The sequence below is a fragment of the Lentzea sp. CA-135723 genome (genome assembly GCF_050936595.1).
Lineage (GTDB): Bacteria > Actinomycetota > Actinomycetes > Mycobacteriales > Pseudonocardiaceae > Lentzea.
The window spans coordinates 4,876,912-4,892,381 of record NZ_JBNJMK010000001.1 but is presented as its reverse complement, the minus strand read 5'-3'; the positions used below and the strand labels follow the sequence as shown (position 1 = coordinate 4,892,381).

Sequence of the window (15,470 nt, the reverse complement as noted above, 5' to 3'; positions counted from 1 at the left end):
CTGAGATCTTGCGGGCAGCTGGGAGTCCGGCGCGGCATGCTGTGACCCGTGAAGCCTCGTGTGCTGGTCGTGGACGACGAAGTCGGCGTGCGCCGGGCGTTGGAGCGCGGGCTCTCGGCCGAGGGCATGGAGGTCGTCACGGCCTCCGACGGGCCCACGGCGTTGCGGGTCGCGCTGACCGGGGCGTTCGACGTGGTGCTGCTGGACATCATGCTGCCGGGCCTGTCGGGATATCGGGTGCTGCAACGCATGCGCGCGGACGGGGTGCGGACGCCGGTGCTGATGGTGTCGGCGAAGGACGGTGAGATCGACCAGGCGGACGGGCTCGACCTCGGCGCCGACGGGTACCTGGTCAAGCCGTTCAGCTTCGTCGTGCTGGTCGCGCAGGTCAGGGCGTTGCTGCGGCGCGGGGGAGGCGCTCGCCGCAAGCTCACGCTCGGCAGTCTCGTGATCGACCGGGGGCTGCGCGAGGTCAGCTGGGCCGGGCAGGACGTGTCGCTGTCGCCGCGCGAGTACGCGGTGCTCGACGTGCTGGCGTCGCGGGCGGGGTCCGTGGTGACCAAGGACGAGCTGCTGCGCACGGTGTGGGGCGACGAGCAGGCCGCGACGCGCAACGCCGTCGAGGTCTACGTCGGGTACCTGCGGCGCAAGCTGGAGGCCGTGGGCGCCGGTGAGGTCGTGCGGACGATCCGCGGGCACGGGTACATCGCGTCCACTCCGGACCTCGACAACGCGTTGGGCAACAAGTGACTCCTGGCTGGTGGCTGCGGCGCACGTTGCGCTTCCGCATCACCGTGGTGGCCACCGGGGTCGCGTTGTTGTGCCTGCTCGCGTTCACCAGCATCGCGCCCGCGTTGATCGGGCTGATCCAGATCACCGCGGTGGACCAGGAGCTGGAGAAGGCGCCGCCGCGCGTGCTCGACGTGTCGGGCGTGCCGGTGGACGGCGGCCCGGCGCTTCCCCTGACGGCACAGGACATCCGGTCGTTGAAGTCCGGCGAACCCGTGCTGCGCATGGAGGGCGCGTCGGCGTTGCGGTTCAGCGGGCGGGTGGTGTTCACCGGCGACGGGACGCCCCGTCTGGAGGTGTACGCGAGCACGTTGCTGGGCTACGAGAACGCCAACACGCTCGGCACGCGCTGGCTCGCCGTCGCCGCCGTGCTGGTGGCCGGGTTGGTGGGGATCGCGACGTGGCTCGCGGTGCGGTCGTCGTTGCGGCCGGTCGAACGGATGCGCGTCGCGGCGGGGGAGCTGCCGCACGGCGAACGGCTGCCGGTGCCGCCGTCGCGTGACGAGCTGCAGGCGTTGGCCGAGGCGTTGAACGCGCTGCTGGCCCGTCGTGACGACGCGTCGGACCGGTTGCGGCGCTTCACCGGCGACGCGGCGCACGAGCTGCGCTCGCCGGTCGCGTCCGTGCGGGCGCAGGCCGAGGTCGCCGTGGCGCACCCCGATCCGGACTTCTCGATCGAGGTGCTGGAGTCGGTGGTCGAGGAGTCGATCAGGCTCAGCGCGCTGGTGGACTCGTTGCTGATCCTCGCCCGCGCGGACACCGGGGCGCCGCCGCGCGCGGAGGCCGTCGACCTGGTGCTGGAGGCAGAGGCCGCGATCTCCCGGCTGGACGCGGAGCTGCTGGTGCGGCTGAACGCGCCGCCGTCGGCCTGCCTGGTGTCGGCCGCGCGGTCCGAGGTCGAGCTGGTGCTGGACAACCTGCTGCGCAATGCGGCCAGGTACGCGTACTCGACGATCACCGTGACGCTGGTGCCGGTCGGGCGGGACGTGCGGCTGATCGTGGACGACGACGGGCACGGCATTCCGGTGGAGCACCGGGCGAAGGTGTTCGACCGCTTCTACCGGGTCGACGAGGACCGGGGACGGCGGTCCGGCGGGTTCGGTCTCGGGCTCGCGCTGGTGGCGCACCTCGTGCAACGGCGGGGTGGCAGCGTGCTGGCCGCCGAGTCGCCCGCCGGTGGTGCGCGTTTGGAGATCCGCTGGCCGTCCTGGTAGCAAGCTCTGGTGCCAGAGTTGCGAGCGTCGGCACTGGTCGACGCGCCCGTTGCCGCCGTTGCCGGTGCCCTGCTCGACACCTCGCTGATCGCGGGGTTCGGCGTGCGCGTGCCGGGACCGTTGCTGTGCCTGGGAGACGAGCTCGCCGGGCCGTTCGGTGTCCGGTTGGTGGTGACCCGCGCGGATCTGTCCGGTGTGTCCGCCGCCGGTGACTTCCTGGAGCTGCACACCGATCTCGTGGTGACCGGGGCCGGGACGATGGTGGTCGATCGCGTCTCGTGGAAGGCCGTCGGCGGGGTCGTCGGACGGTTCGCGGACGTGACGGTCGGGCGCGGGATGGCGTTGCGGGTGCTGCAGAAGCGGTCCGCGTTGCTGGCGACCCGGTGCGCGGAGCTGGTGGCGGCCAGGGTCGTGGTCGGCGCCGCGATCGTCCGGAGTGGACGGATGCTGGCGCAGCAGCGGTCGTTCCCCGCTGACACCGCGGGGAAGTGGGAGCTGCCCGGCGGCCGGGTCGAGGCGGGGGAGAAGCCCTCGGACGCGCTGGTGCGCGAATGCTTTGAGGAGCTGGGAGTTCCGGTCGTGGTCGGTGACCAGGTCGGGCCGGACGTGCCGTTGAAGCGCGATCTCGTGCTGCGGATCTTCGCGGCGGAGCTCGCCGGCGGTGAGCCGGAGGCGTTGGAGCACAACGCTGTCCAGTGGTTCACCGCCGACGAGCTGCCCGCCGTGGACTGGCTGCCCGCCGATCGCGTGCTGATGCCGGCCCTTCAGGCTCTCCTCAACTGAGGCCGGACAGGCGCAGCGCCGCCGTCAGCCGGTGCTGGGCGCGCTCCTGCGCCCGTTCCGCACCGGCCTTGCGGATCCGGTCGAGCTCGGCGGGGTCGGCGAGCAGGGCGAGCGTCCGTTCCCGCACGGGCCGCAGCTCCTCGATCACGGCCTCCGCCACCTCGTTCTTCAGGTCGGCGAACCTGGTCGTGTAGTCCTCGGGCTCCTTGCCGGTGCAGGAGGCGAGGATCTCGGTCAGGTTCGCGATGCCGTCGGTGGACGACACGGCCCTGCGGACCTTGCGCCGCACCAGGTCCGGGTCGTCCAGCACGAAGACCACGCCGGCGGAGTTCTGCGCCGACTTGTCCATCTTGCGCGCGGGGTCCGAGAGGTCCTTGATGCGTGCCCCGACCTTCGGCACCACGGCCGTGGGCACGATGAACGCGTCCCCGTAGGCGTGGTTGAACCTGCGCGCCAACGCCCGCGCCAGCTCGACGTGCTGGAGCTGGTCCTCGCCCACCGGCACCTCGGCCGTGCCCTGCAACAGGATGTCGGCGGCCATCAGCACCGGGTAGGTCAGCAGGCTGAGCCGCACCGACTCGCGGCCGAGCGACTTCTCCTTGAACTGGATCATCCGCGCGGCCTCGCCGTACGTGCAGGTGCACTCCAGCACCCAGTTCAGGGCTCCCAGCTCGCGGATGAGGTCGCTCTGCACGCACACGCTCGCCGGGTCGATGCCGGACGCGACGAGCACGGCCAGCTGCTCGCGCGTCATGGATCGCAGGCGTTGCGGGTTGTGCGACGACGTCATCGCGTGCAGGTCGCTGATGAAGTACACGTCCTCGTCGGTGCCCTCGGACGCCCACGTGCGCAACGCCCCGAGGTAGTTGCCGAGGTGCACCTGGCCGGACGGGGTGATGGCGGAGAGGCGGATCATGATGGTGGTCCTTCCCTTGGGTTTCGGTGACCTGCCCCGGGACTGACCGCATGAAAAAGGCCGCCCGTCGGGGCGGCCTGCGTCTCTTACGAGCGCGCGTCTACTCCGGCCGCCGGAAAGCGGCCCACCAGAAGGCGTTCAGAGTGCGCACGATGCCCAGTATAGGGCTACCGTCGAAGGATGTTCATCGTGCTGCTGAAGTATTCCGCGCCACTGGAACAGATCGACTACGCCCTCCCCGACCACCGCGCGTGGGTCGAGAAGCAGTACGAGCGGGGACTCTTCCTCGCCTCGGGGCGTCAGGTGCCGAGGACGGGCGGCGTGATCATCACGCGGCCCATGCCGCGGGGCAAGCTCGAAGCGCTGCTCGCGACGGACCCGTGGGCGGAGCAGAAGCTCGTGAAGTACGAGATCTGCGAGTTCGAGGCGACTCGGACGGCGCCGGAGCTGATGAAGCTGAACGAGGCCGTGCTCCAGCACTAGGCCCCGGCTTCGATCCACTCGATGGCCTTGGTGAGCGCGTCGTCCGTGGGCACGTGCGGGGCTATCGGGGCGTTGCCGTACGTCCTGCCGGTGCGGTCGGCCATGAGCGTGGTGGTGATGGCCAGGCGTGCGCCGTCCTTGAGCGCGAAGGTCTGGTTCCCCGTCGCGAGGCCGCCGGTGGGCCGGCCGAACGTCCTGACCGTGGGGTCGCCGAGGAACGAGACGAGCACCGCCTCGCCCGAGCTCGCCGTCCCGCCGTCGATGAGCACGGCCACCGGCCGGTGCTGCGCGGGCGGGACCCGGTGCAGGCGGAAGTGCCTGCCCGTGCCGGTGTAGAGGTGCCGGCGCCGGACGCCCCAGCCGGTCGTCTCGCCGCGCGGGCCGACGAACGTCCCGCGTTCCCCCTCGCCGAGCAGCGGGGCGACGACCGTGAGCATCGGGTGCATGGCGCCGCCGCCGTTGCCGCGCAGGTCCACGATCCACCCGGTCGGGTGGTGGGCGATGAGGGCGCGGAGGGTCTTGAGCCCCGCGGTGACGTACTCCCGGCCGTAGCGCGCGTGGGTCTTCGGGAGGCGCACGGTGGCGATCGTCCCGGTCACCTGACCGGTCGGGACGCCGGTCCGGGGTGGTGAGGTGGCGCGGTCGGCCGTGATCAGGTGGGTGTGCCGGTTGCCGAGCGCGTCGATCACGGCCCGGATCGCTTCGTGGGTGTCCTCGGGGCGTCGCGCGTGCGCCGTGGCGGCGTGAGCTTGAGCACGCAGGGCGGGCCAGTCGGCGTTGCCGCTCTCGATCGAGTGACGTTCGAGGAGATCGAGCGCGCCGTCGACGTAGGCACGCACCTCAGGCCGCCTTCTTGAGGGCCTTCTTGGCTTCCTTCGCCGCCTTCTTGGCGGCCTTCTTGCGGGCCTTGTCACGTTCCTTGAGCAGGAACGGGACGGGACAGCGCTTGCACTGGGGCTTCGAACGGCAGCACTTCTTCTTGAGCTTTTTACCCACTGGTTGAACTCCACTCCGACACGTATCGCTAGAGTAGGTGAGGCTCAGTTCACTGGCAGTGTTGTGTGGTAATGGCGATGCAGCCGGTAGTATGAGCAACGGCCCTGCGCATCGAAGTGTCCGGCGCGAGCCCCTCCAACGCCTTCGAAGCTCTAGGAGTTCTGCGTGCCCACGGCCACCGCGTCTGCCCTTCAGACGCGCACTGACCTGCGAAATGTCGCGATCGTCGCGCACGTCGACCACGGCAAGACCACCCTGGTCGACGCCATGCTGCGCCAGTCCGGCGCCTTCTCCGCGCGTGCCGAGCTCGTCGACCGGGTCATGGACTCGGGCGAGCTCGAGCGGGAGAAGGGCATCACGATCCTCGCCAAGAACACGGCTGTGCGCAGGCACACGCCGGACGGCGACGTGATCATCAACGTCGTCGACACCCCCGGCCACGCCGACTTCGGTGGCGAGGTCGAGCGCGCGCTGTCCATGGTCGACGGCGTCGTCCTGCTCGTCGACGCGTCCGAGGGCCCGCTGCCCCAGACGCGCTTCGTGCTGCGCAAGACCCTCGCCGCCGGCCTGCCGGTGATCCTGCTGGTCAACAAGGTCGACCGCCCCGACGCCCGGATCTCCGAGGTCGTCGAGGAGGCCCACGACCTGCTGCTCGACCTGGCGACCGAGGTCGGCGCCGACGAGTCCGTGCTGGACCTGCCGGTCGTCTACGCCTCCGCGCGCGCCGGTCGTGCCTCGCTGACCCAGCCCGAGGACGGCGGCCTGCCGGACGAGGAGAACCTCGACACCCTGTTCGAGGTGCTGCTCAAGCACATCCCCGCCCCGCACGTCGACATCGACGGCCCGCTCCAGGCGCTGGTCACGAACCTCGACGCCTCGACGTTCCTCGGCCGCATCGCGCTCTGCCGCATCCACCAGGGCACGCTGCGCAAGGGCGAGACCGTGGCCTGGTGCCGCGAGGACGGCGAGCCCGTCAAGGTCCGCATCACCGAGCTCCTGATCACCGAGGCCCTCGACCGCCAGCCGGCCGAGCTGGCCCGCGCGGGTGACCTGGTCGCCATCGCCGGCATCCCGGACATCACCATCGGCGACACCCTCGCCGACGCCGAGGCCCCGGTCGCGCTGCCGCGCATCACGGTCGACGAGCCCGCGATCTCGATGACCGTCGGTGTGAACACGTCGCCCCTGGCCGGCCGCAACGGTGGCACCAAGCTCACCGCCCGCATGCTCAAGACCCGCCTCGACTCCGAGCTGATCGGCAACGTGTCCGTGCGCGTCCTCCCGACCGAGCGCCCGGACACCTGGGAGGTGCAGGGCCGAGGCGAGCTCGCCCTGGCCATCCTGGTCGAGCAGATGCGCCGCGAGGGCTTCGAGCTCACCGTGGGCAAGCCCCAGGTGGTCACCCGCACGGTCGACGGCAAGGTCCACGAGCCGTTCGAGCGCCTCTCCGTCGACTGCCCGGAAGAGCACCTCGGCGCCGTGACGCAGCTGCTGGCCAACCGCAAGGGCCGCATGGAGAACATGTCGGGCCACGGCACGGGCCGCATCAAGCTCGACTACGTCGTCCCGTCGCGAGGCCTCATCGGCTTCCGCACCGAGTTCCTGACCGAGACCCGCGGCACCGGCATCGCCAACGCCGTCTCCGAGGGCTACGGCCCGTGGGCGGGCGAGATCCGCACCCGCCACAACGGCTCCCTGGTCGCCGACCGCTCCGGCTCCATCACCGCCTACGCGATGATCCAGCTGGCAGACCGCGGCACCTTCTTCGTGGAGCCCGGCGCCGACGCCTACGAGGGCATGGTCGTGGGCGAGAACCCGCGCGCCGAGGACCTCGACGTCAACGTCACCCGCGAGAAGAAGCTCACCAACATGCGCTCCTCCACCGCGGACGTGATGGAGACCCTGGCCCGCCCCCGCAAGCTCTCGCTCGAGGAGGCGCTGGAGTTCTGCGCCTTCGACGAGTGCGTGGAGGTGGCGCCCGAGGTCGTGCGCGTGCGCAAGGTGATCCTGGACGCGAACCTGCGCGGGCGCGAGCGTTCTCGCCTCAAGAACCGCGTCTAGTCACACGCTGACCGAGGGCGGCAGGACCCGAGAGGGTTCTGCCGCCCTTCGGCGTTTCTGGGGGCGCGGCAAGGGCTGGGCAAGGCGAGGCGAGTCAGCGCGGGGTTGGGCGGCGCGTGAAAGCGCGAGCCGAGCAGGGTCATGCCCGTCCCAAGTCTTCGCCTCGAAGCCGAACCACCCTTCCAGGTGACCCGTACTACTCATCGGCGGAAGCAACCCCGAGACCCGAGCGCACGTCTCCACGAGTGGCGGGGGTGACAAAACCTGGGTTGCCCGAACACCGCCACCACCCTTCTGGCAATGTGAGGACCATGAGGCGACTCGGGGGAGTGCTGGCCGCCGCAGTGCTGTGCACCACAGCCGCGGCGTGCACGAACGCGCCCCCTCCTCCGCTGGTCCCCAAGTCCGAGGCCCCGGTCATCACCACCACGGGTCCGAAGGTCACCGAGATCGTCGTGGGCGTGGACGACGTGGCCGGCGGTTACAACCCGCACTCCCTCGCGGCCCAGAGCCCGATCACCACGGCACTGAGCAGCCTTCTGCTGCCCTCGCCGTTCCGGGCGGGCAACGACGGTGCGCCGCAGCTCGATCGCAACCTGATGGTCAGTGCCAAGGTCACCAAGGCCGAGCCGTTCACCGTCACCTACACGATCCGCAAGGACGCCAGCTGGTCGGACAGCGCGCCGATCGCCGCCGAGGACTTCTACTACCTGTGGCAGCGTATGCGCGCCGAACCCGGTGTCGTGGATCCGGCGGGTTACAGGCTCATCAACAACATCAGCGCCCGGGAGGGCGGCAAGGTCGTCGAGGTCGCCTTCGGGAAGCCGTTCCCCGGCTGGCGGAGCCTGTTCTCGAACCTGTTGCCGGCTCACCTGCTCAAGGACGCGCCCGGCACGTGGTCGAACGTGTTGTCGTCCAACTTCCCGGCGACGGCGGGGCCGTTCCAGGTGCGCAGCCTCGACGAGCCCCGCGGTGAGGTCGTGCTCGAACGCAGCGACCGGTACTGGGAGGTGCCGACGACGCTGGACCGGGTCGTCATCCGGCGTGCCACGCACAGTCAGATGGCCGAGTCACTGTCCAAAGGCGACAACCAGGCCGCGCTCCTCCGAGCCGACGCGGCGGACACCAACCTGATCAACAGCATCGCGCAGGTCACGACGAAACCCGTGCCGCGCAACGAGGTCGTGCAGGTCCTGCTGAGGCCGACGAGCACGACGCTGCGGGACCTCAAGGTGCGCAAGGCCGTCATGGCGGCGATCGACCGCGAGGCGCTCATCGCGTCCGGCACGCAGAGCGGGCCGAGTGCGCCGTTCCGGGCCGACTCGTACGTCGTGCCGCCGAGCCGGGCCGGGTACGTGAAGACCATCAACGCGAACACGTTCGACGCCGCGTTGAGCGACCAGCTGCTGACCGAGTCCGGGTACGTGAAGGCCGGCACGGAGTGGCAGAAGGACGGCAAGCCGTTCAAGCTCCGGATCGCCGCGCCGGAGAAGAGCGAGCCGTACGTGGGTCTCGCGAACCGGATCAAGGCGCAACTGCGCGACCGCGGCATTGACGCGGAGGTCATCACCCCGACCGCCGAGGACCTCTTCAGCAAGGACCTGGTCGAGGAGAACGTCGAGATCGCGGTCGTGCCGCGGGTCGACGCCGGTGACTCGGCGGCGGCGCTCGCGAGCGTGTTCGGATGTGCCGGTGACGCCCCGGACGGCGCCACGCCCAGTCCGCGCAACCCCGCCGGGTTCTGCGACCAGGCGATCCAGGCCGACATCGACGCCGCTCTGAACGGCAAGGTGTTGCTCTCCGACGTGCTCGCGCGGGTCGAGCCGTTGATCGCTGGGCAGGCCGTGGCGGTGCCGCTGTTCCAGGTCGTCGACCTGCTCGGTGTGCTGCCGACGGTTTCAGGAGTCGGAACCGGGGCACCCCTGGCGGGCGTGCTCAGCGGTGCACCCGAATGGCGGCGCCTCGACAAGTAGTCGGGGGGCCGGAAATCGTTTGCGCGGGTTGTTCAACCGTTGCTACGTTCGGCCGTTTCCGTTGACAGAATTCTTAGCGCCCGGTCAACGAACGCAAGCGCCCGGTAATCGGGCCATTGCGCCGCGCTACAACCTGTTTCCATTGGGTCACGATCCCCCTCCCAGGTAGTGACCGCCACCTCAGCGGGTTCTTACCGTGCTGCCCACGATGTGCCGGTTCGGGGCGCGTATGGCACATCACGGTTATGGGCGTGCAAGCCGACCAGGCCACGCCGCCCAGTGCTAGGAGGGCACGTGTCGATGAGGAGAACCAAAGCACTGCCGGCGATCGCGCTGGTGGCCAGCGCGTCTCTCGTGCTGGGTGCCTGCGGTGGCGGCGGAGGTGGCACCAGCGACGCCAACGGCGGCGATGCCACCGTCGCGGAGATGGCTGTCGCGCGCGGCGAGTCCGCCGACGGCTACACCGCGCCGGACACCAAGCAGAGCGACCAGATCGTCGTCTCTACGGACAAGGCGTTCACGTCGTACAACAACGCGACCGAGGACGCCAACCAGTCCTACAACACGTTCGCGCTGGTTCTCGCACAGCCGGGTGCGCACATCCTGAACGGCAACAACAAGTACAGCCTCAACAAGGACACCATGGAGAGCGTCGAGGTCACCTCGAAGTCTCCGCAGGTCGTCACGTGGAAGCTGAAGAAGGGCGTCACCTGGTCCGACGGCGAGGCCTGGGACTGCGACGACTTCTACATGGCCTGGTTCACCCAGAGCAACTCTGCCAAGAAGGCCGACCAGAGCAAGTACTTCAAGCCGGCCGGCACCACCGGGTACGACCTGATGACCGGTGAGTGCAAGGACGACCAGACGTTCGTCGGCTCCTTCTCGTCGCCGTACCCGGACTACATCGGCATGTTCAACAACGACGTTCTCCCCGCGCACATCCTGGAGAAGAACGCCGGCATCGCCGACATCACCAAGCTGAACAAGGACTCCGCTCCCGCCGACATCCAGAAGGCTGCTGACTTCTGGAACGAGAAGTGGAACGGCTTCACCAAGGACCTCATGCCGGGCGCGGGCCCGTACATGCTGACCGCCTTCGAGCCGAACCAGTCGGTCACGCTCGAGCGCAACCCCAAGTGGGTCGGCAAGCCCGGTGGCCCTGCCAAGATCATCCTGAAGGCCGTGCCGGACCCCGTCGCGCAGGCGCAGGCGCTGGAGAACGGTGAGGTCGCCGTCAACTCCATGGCCCAGCCCGACGCGAACGCCGCGACGAAGCTGAAGGGCCTGAGCGCCCAGGGCATCACGTTCGGCGCGGGCCCCGGCCTGTCGTTCGAGCACCTCGACATCCAGTTCAAGAACCCGGTGCTGGCCAAGGAAGAGATCCGCAAGGCGTTCTTCATGTGCGTCAAGCGCCAGGACATCATCGACAAGCTGATCACCGAGGTCCAGGCCGACGCGAAGCCGCTCGGCAGCCTGATCTTCTTCCCGAAGGACGAGGGCTACAAGGACGTCTACGCCGACAAGGCCAAGGGCGACCCGGCCGAGGCGAAGAAGATCCTCACCGACGCCGGCTGGGCGCAGGGTGCGGACGGCGTGTTCGCGAAGGACGGCGTGCGCGCCTCCTTCCGGATCAGCCACACCGACATCCCGCGGCGCAAGCAGACCGTCGAGCTGATCCAGGGCCAGTGCAAGGAAGCCGGCATCGAGGTCAAGGACGACACCGACCCGAACTTCCTCGACGAGCGCGTCTCGCAGGGTGACTACGACGTCGCGCTGTTCGCGTGGTCCGGTGGCCCGCTGAAGAGCGACAAGAAGTCGATCTACGAGACCGGCGGTGGCCAGAACTGGCAGAACCTGAGCGTGCCGGCTGCCGACGCGGCCATGAAGGACGCCGTCTCGCAGACGTCGATCTCGGACTCGCTGAAGCTCTTCGCGAAGGCCGACGAGGAGATCGCGAACGCCTACGGTTCGCTTCCGCTCTTCCAGATGCCGAACATGTGGGCCTTCAAGGAGCTCGACCGCGTGTACTTCCAGAGCTACTACGGCGCGCTGTGGAACGCCAACGAGTGGCAGACCAAGTAAATCGCCATAGCTGAAGTGCGCAACGCCTGACCGGGCGGGGCCGGACCACGAGTCCGGCCCCGCCCGAGCCGGGTTGCCCCCTAGGAGCCCGCCCGTGATCCGCTACATCATCCGGCGCCTGCTGATCTCCATACCCATCCTGCTGATCGGCAGCTTCGCCTGTTACGTCCTCGTCGCCACCGCCGGAAACCCCTTGGCGGAGATGCGATTCCGGCCCGGTGTCACCGAAGCCGACATCAAGGCCGCGGAAGTCGCACTGGGCTTGGACAAGCCCGTCTTCGTCCGCTACTGGCACTGGCTCACCGACTTCCTGTCCGGTGACTGGGGTCAGAGCATCGCCCTCGGTCAGGCCAAGACCGCCGTCTTCCCGGCCGTCACCGACGCGCTGTGGACCACCGGCCGCCTCGTCATCGGCGCCGAACTCCTCGCTCTGACACTGGGTGTCTCGGTCGGCGTGCTCGCCGCCGTGCGCCAGTACTCGATCTTCGACTACCTCGCCACCAGCACCGCGTTCCTCATGTTCTCGATGCCGATCTTCTGCGTCGCGGTCATCGTGAAGAACTACGGCATCCAGTTCAACAACGTCCTGGAGTCGATGGGGCTGGACCGCTGGCTCACCACAGCGGGCCCGAGGCCGGGTGGGTTCACCGGCAGCTTCGGCGAAGTGATCTTCAAGTACACCGGCACGTTCCTGCTGCCGACGGTCGCGCTGATGCTGATCAGCTTCGCCGCCTACAGCCGGTTCGAACGCGCCTCCATGCTGGAGATCCTGCACTCGGACTTCGTGCGCACCGCACGGGCCAAGGGCATCTCGCAGGGCCGGGTGATCTTCCGGCACGCGTTCCGCAACGCGCTCATCCCCGTGTCGACGCTGTTCTCGCTGAACTTCGGCGCGGTGCTCTCCGGCGCGATCATCACCGAGACCGTGTTCGGCTGGGCCGGCATGGGCACGCTGCTGGTCAACTCGGTGCGGCAGTTCGACCCGCCGATGCTGATGGGCTGGCTCGCCGTCACGGCCACCCTGATCGTGCTGTTCAACCTGATCGCCGACGTCGTGTACGGCATCCTCGACCCTAGGATTCGCCTTGGCTAACATCAACTTGGCGTCCGAGGGCGGCGTGGTGAACAGCGCTCCCCAGTCCGACTCCCACGAGTTCGACGCCACCAAGACCCGCACGCAGGGCCAGCTGGTCATGCGTCGCTTCCTGCGCCACCGGCTCGCCATGGTGAGCCTCGGCGTCTTCGTCTTCCTCGTGCTGTTCGCGTTCCTCGGGCCGTTCATCTGGACGTTCGACTACGAGGACGTGAGCAGCAAGTCCTACCTGCCGATGAGCGGCACGCACCCGCTCGGCACCACCCAGGTCGGCAAGGACATGCTCGCGCTGCTCATGCGCGGCACCGGTTACTCGCTGCAGATCGCGTTGATCGTGGCCGCGCTGGCGACCGCGATCGGCGTGACCTTCGGCGCGCTCGCCGGCTACCTGCGCGGTTTCGTCGACACGGCGCTGATGCGCCTGGTCGACCTGCTGCTGATCATCCCCCAGATCGCGGTCGCCGCGATCGTCGTCAAGGGGTTCTCCGGCAGCTGGTACGTCGTCGCGCTCGTGCTCGCCGCGTTCGCCTGGATGTCGATCGCCCGCATCACCCGCGGTGAGACGCTCTCCTTGGCACAGCGCGAGTTCGTCGAGGCGGCCCGCGCGTGCGGCGCCTCGACGTCGCGGATCATCTTCAAGCACCTCGTGCCGAACATGATCGGCTCCATCACGGTCAACGCCACGCTGGCGATCGCCGCCGCGGTGCTCACCGAGGCCGCGCTGTCGTTCCTGGGACTGGGCGTCCAGCCCCCGGACACCTCGCTCGGCGTGATCGTGCTGGAGAACTACGGGCAGTTCATGAACCGGCCGTGGCTCTTCTGGGGTCCGTTCATCGTGCTCGTGTCGCTCTCCCTGGCCGTCAACTTCATCGGTGACGGCCTGCGCGACGCGTTCGACCCGAGGCAGACGAAGGTGCGTGCCTGATGAGTGTTTCCGAACTGACGGAGGACTTCCTGCCCTCCAACACCACCGCGCCGCTGCTCTCGGTCAAGGACCTCAGCGTCACGTTCCCGACCGACGACGGCGACGTCCGCGCCGTGCGCAACGTCTCGTTCGACCTCAACGCGGGCGACGTGCTCGGCATCGTCGGCGAGTCGGGCTCCGGCAAGTCGGTGTCCTCCATGGCGATCATGGGCCTGCTGCCCAAGAACGCCGTCATCGAAGGCTCGATCCGCTACCGCGGTGAGGAGCTGAACGGCCGCACCTACAAGCAGATGCAGCCGTTCCGCAGCAAGCACATCTCGATGATCTTCCAGGACCCGATGACGTCGCTGAACCCCGTCTACACCGTGGGGTGGCAGCTCGCCGAGACCTACCGCGCGCACCACGACGTCTCGAAGAAGGCGGCGTGGGCGAAGGCGGTCGAGGCGCTCGAACTGGTCGGCATCCCGCAGCCGGACAAGCGCGCGGCCCAGTACCCGCACGAGTTCTCCGGCGGCATGCGGCAGCGCGTGGTCATCGCGATGGCGATCATCAACGACCCCAGCGTGATCATCGCGGACGAGCCGACCACCGCGCTCGACGTGACGGTGCAGGCGCAGATCCTCGACACCATGCTGAGGCTGCAGACCGAGACCGACGCGGCGATCGTGATGATCACGCACGACCTCGGCGTGGTCGCGGGCATGGTCAACCGCGTGCAGGTGATGTACGGCGGCACCGTGGTCGAGTCCGGCCCGGTCGACGACGTCTTCGAACGGCCGCGGATGCCGTACACCGTCGGCCTGCTGGGCTCCGTGCCCAACCCGTCCACGCTGGGCAAGCGGCTCACGCCGATCAAGGGCGCGCCGCCGTCGCTGGTGAACCTGCCGACCGGCTGCTCGTTCTCGCCGCGCTGCCCCCTCGTCACCGACGTGTGCCACGAGTGGGAGCCGATGCTGGAGGAGGCGGGCGCGGCGAACCACACGACGCGCTGCCACCGCTGGGAGCACCTGGCGACGATCGAGACGCCGCAACGGTTGTTCCTGCACGACGAGATCGGCTCGGTGGAGAACCCGGCCGCGTTCGCCGCGGCCAACCCCGACGAGTCGCTCGAAGTGACGGCCGTGCACGGCACGCTGGTTTCCGATGAGGAGGCGAAGTGACCGCTCCGCTGCTGGAGGTCACCGACCTCGTCAAGGAGTTCCCGGTGCGCGGCAAGGGGATCATCCCGCGCAACACCGGCACGGTGCAGGCCGTGTCCGGGGTGTCGTTCACCCTGCACCCCGGTGAGACGCTCGGTCTCGTCGGCGAGTCCGGCTGCGGCAAGTCCACGACCGGGCGCGCGATCCTGCAGCTGCACAAGCCGACCTCGGGCTCGGTGAAGTTCGAGGGCCGCGAGCTCACGTCCATGAGCACCAAGCAGCTGCGGCCGTTGCGCAAGGACATCCAGATCGTCTTCCAGGACCCGTACGCGTCGCTGAACCCCAAGTGGCAGGTCAACGACATCATCGCGGAACCCCTGGTGATCCACGGTGTCGAAGGTGGCGTGCAGCGGCGGGTCAACGAGCTGATGGAGCTCGTGGGCCTCAACCCCGAGCACCGCGGCCGGTACGCGCACGAGTTCTCCGGCGGCCAGCGCCAGCGCATCGGCATCGCCCGCGCCCTGGCGCTGAACCCGCGCTTCCTGGTGCTGGACGAGCCGGTGTCCGCTTTGGACGTCTCGGTGCAGGCCGGTGTCGTGAACCTGTTGGAGGAGCTGCAGGAACGGCTCGGGCTCGCGTACCTGTTCGTCGCGCACGACCTCTCGGTGGTGCGGCACATCTCGGACCGGGTCGCGGTCATGTACCTCGGCAAGATCATCGAGATGGGCGAGCGCGAGGCCATCTACACCAAGCCGATGCACCCGTACACGCAGGCGTTGCTGTCGGCCGTGCCGATGCCGGACCCGAAGGCGGAGCGCAAGCGTCAGCGGATCGTGCTGACCGGTGACGTGCCGTCGCCGGTCAATCCGCCGTCGGGATGTCGCTTCCGCACGCGGTGCTGGAAGGCGCAGGACATCTGCGCCACCGAGGAACCGAAGCTGGAAAGGCGCGGAGGACCGGACGGAACGTTGTCCGCCTGCCACTTCGCCGAAGAACGCGCGGTCGTCTAGTAGTCC

Annotated in this window: 14 protein-coding genes; 11 read left to right on the top strand and 3 right to left on the bottom strand. The window is 68.9% G+C overall.

The window, feature by feature from the left end; all coding sequences use genetic code 11:
- Positions 1-48: 48 nt before the first annotated feature.
- Genes ACQEU1_RS22095 through ACQEU1_RS22085 form a run of 3 tightly spaced genes read left to right on the top strand, consistent with a single transcriptional unit; the run spans position 49 to position 2,786 of the window.
- On the top strand, positions 49-750 hold the full coding sequence (locus ACQEU1_RS22095) for a response regulator transcription factor (protein ID WP_382440317.1): 702 nt from the start codon (positions 49-51) through the stop codon (positions 748-750).
- A complete protein-coding gene (locus ACQEU1_RS22090; protein WP_433204759.1) occupies positions 747-2,003 on the top strand; it encodes a sensor histidine kinase in 1,257 nt (418 codons plus the stop codon). Before ACQEU1_RS22095 ends, ACQEU1_RS22090 begins: the two co-directional genes overlap by 4 nt.
- A 9-nt stretch (positions 2,004-2,012) precedes the next feature.
- Positions 2,013-2,786 carry a (deoxy)nucleoside triphosphate pyrophosphohydrolase gene (locus ACQEU1_RS22085; protein ID WP_433204756.1) on the top strand — a complete coding sequence of 258 codons (774 nt, stop codon included), beginning with the start codon at positions 2,013-2,015 and terminating at the stop codon, positions 2,784-2,786.
- Here ACQEU1_RS22085 and trpS read toward each other — a convergent pair.
- Positions 2,779-3,702 (bottom strand): tryptophan--tRNA ligase, encoded by a 924-nt coding sequence (gene trpS, locus ACQEU1_RS22080; RefSeq protein WP_433204753.1) that lies wholly within the window; start codon positions 3,700-3,702, stop codon positions 2,779-2,781. The two genes, ACQEU1_RS22085 and trpS, sit on opposite strands and share 8 nt — an antisense overlap.
- Before the next feature lie 180 nt (positions 3,703-3,882).
- On the opposite strand from trpS, the gene ACQEU1_RS22075 reads away from it, so the two are divergent.
- The gene (locus ACQEU1_RS22075; RefSeq protein WP_382440313.1) at positions 3,883-4,185 is read left to right on the top strand and encodes a YciI family protein; all 303 of its coding nucleotides are present in this window, start codon (positions 3,883-3,885) and stop codon (positions 4,183-4,185) included.
- On the opposite strand, the gene ACQEU1_RS22070 is transcribed toward ACQEU1_RS22075, so the two are convergent.
- Entirely contained in the window at positions 4,182-5,024 is an 843-nt protein-coding gene (locus ACQEU1_RS22070; RefSeq protein ID WP_433204750.1) for a S41 family peptidase, read from the bottom strand. The two genes, ACQEU1_RS22075 and ACQEU1_RS22070, sit on opposite strands and share 4 nt — an antisense overlap.
- 1 nt (position 5,025) lies before the next feature.
- The gene (locus ACQEU1_RS22065) at positions 5,026-5,181 is read right to left on the bottom strand and encodes a hypothetical protein (protein WP_433204747.1); all 156 of its coding nucleotides are present in this window, start codon (positions 5,179-5,181) and stop codon (positions 5,026-5,028) included.
- 165 nt (positions 5,182-5,346) lie between these two features.
- On the opposite strand from ACQEU1_RS22065, the gene typA reads away from it, so the two are divergent.
- The 7 genes from typA (at position 5,347) to ACQEU1_RS22030 (ending at position 15,464) form a co-directional block, all read left to right on the top strand.
- Positions 5,347-7,242, top strand: a complete 1,896-nt coding sequence (gene typA, locus ACQEU1_RS22060) for a translational GTPase TypA (RefSeq protein WP_433204744.1) — start codon at positions 5,347-5,349, stop codon at positions 7,240-7,242.
- A gap of 311 nt (positions 7,243-7,553) precedes the next feature.
- Positions 7,554-9,215, top strand: coding sequence for an ABC transporter family substrate-binding protein (locus ACQEU1_RS22055; protein WP_433204741.1), 1,662 nt, complete (start codon positions 7,554-7,556; stop codon positions 9,213-9,215).
- A gap of 300 nt (positions 9,216-9,515) precedes the next feature.
- Entirely contained in the window at positions 9,516-11,297 is a 1,782-nt protein-coding gene (locus ACQEU1_RS22050) for an ABC transporter family substrate-binding protein (protein ID WP_433204738.1), read from the top strand.
- 94 nt (positions 11,298-11,391) lie between these two features.
- Entirely contained in the window at positions 11,392-12,390 is a 999-nt protein-coding gene (locus tag ACQEU1_RS22045; protein WP_433204735.1) for an ABC transporter permease, read from the top strand.
- Positions 12,391-12,418: 28 nt separating this feature from the next.
- Positions 12,419-13,315 (top strand): ABC transporter permease, encoded by an 897-nt coding sequence (locus tag ACQEU1_RS22040; protein ID WP_433211653.1) that lies wholly within the window; start codon positions 12,419-12,421, stop codon positions 13,313-13,315.
- Complete coding sequence (locus tag ACQEU1_RS22035; RefSeq protein ID WP_433204732.1) at positions 13,315-14,475, top strand: ABC transporter ATP-binding protein; 1,161 nt, start codon at positions 13,315-13,317, stop codon at positions 14,473-14,475. Before ACQEU1_RS22040 ends, ACQEU1_RS22035 begins: the two co-directional genes overlap by 1 nt.
- Entirely contained in the window at positions 14,472-15,464 is a 993-nt protein-coding gene (locus ACQEU1_RS22030) for an ABC transporter ATP-binding protein (RefSeq protein WP_433204729.1), read from the top strand. The genes ACQEU1_RS22035 and ACQEU1_RS22030 overlap by 4 nt, the downstream gene beginning before the upstream one ends.
- The last annotated feature ends 6 nt before the right edge of the window (positions 15,465-15,470 follow it).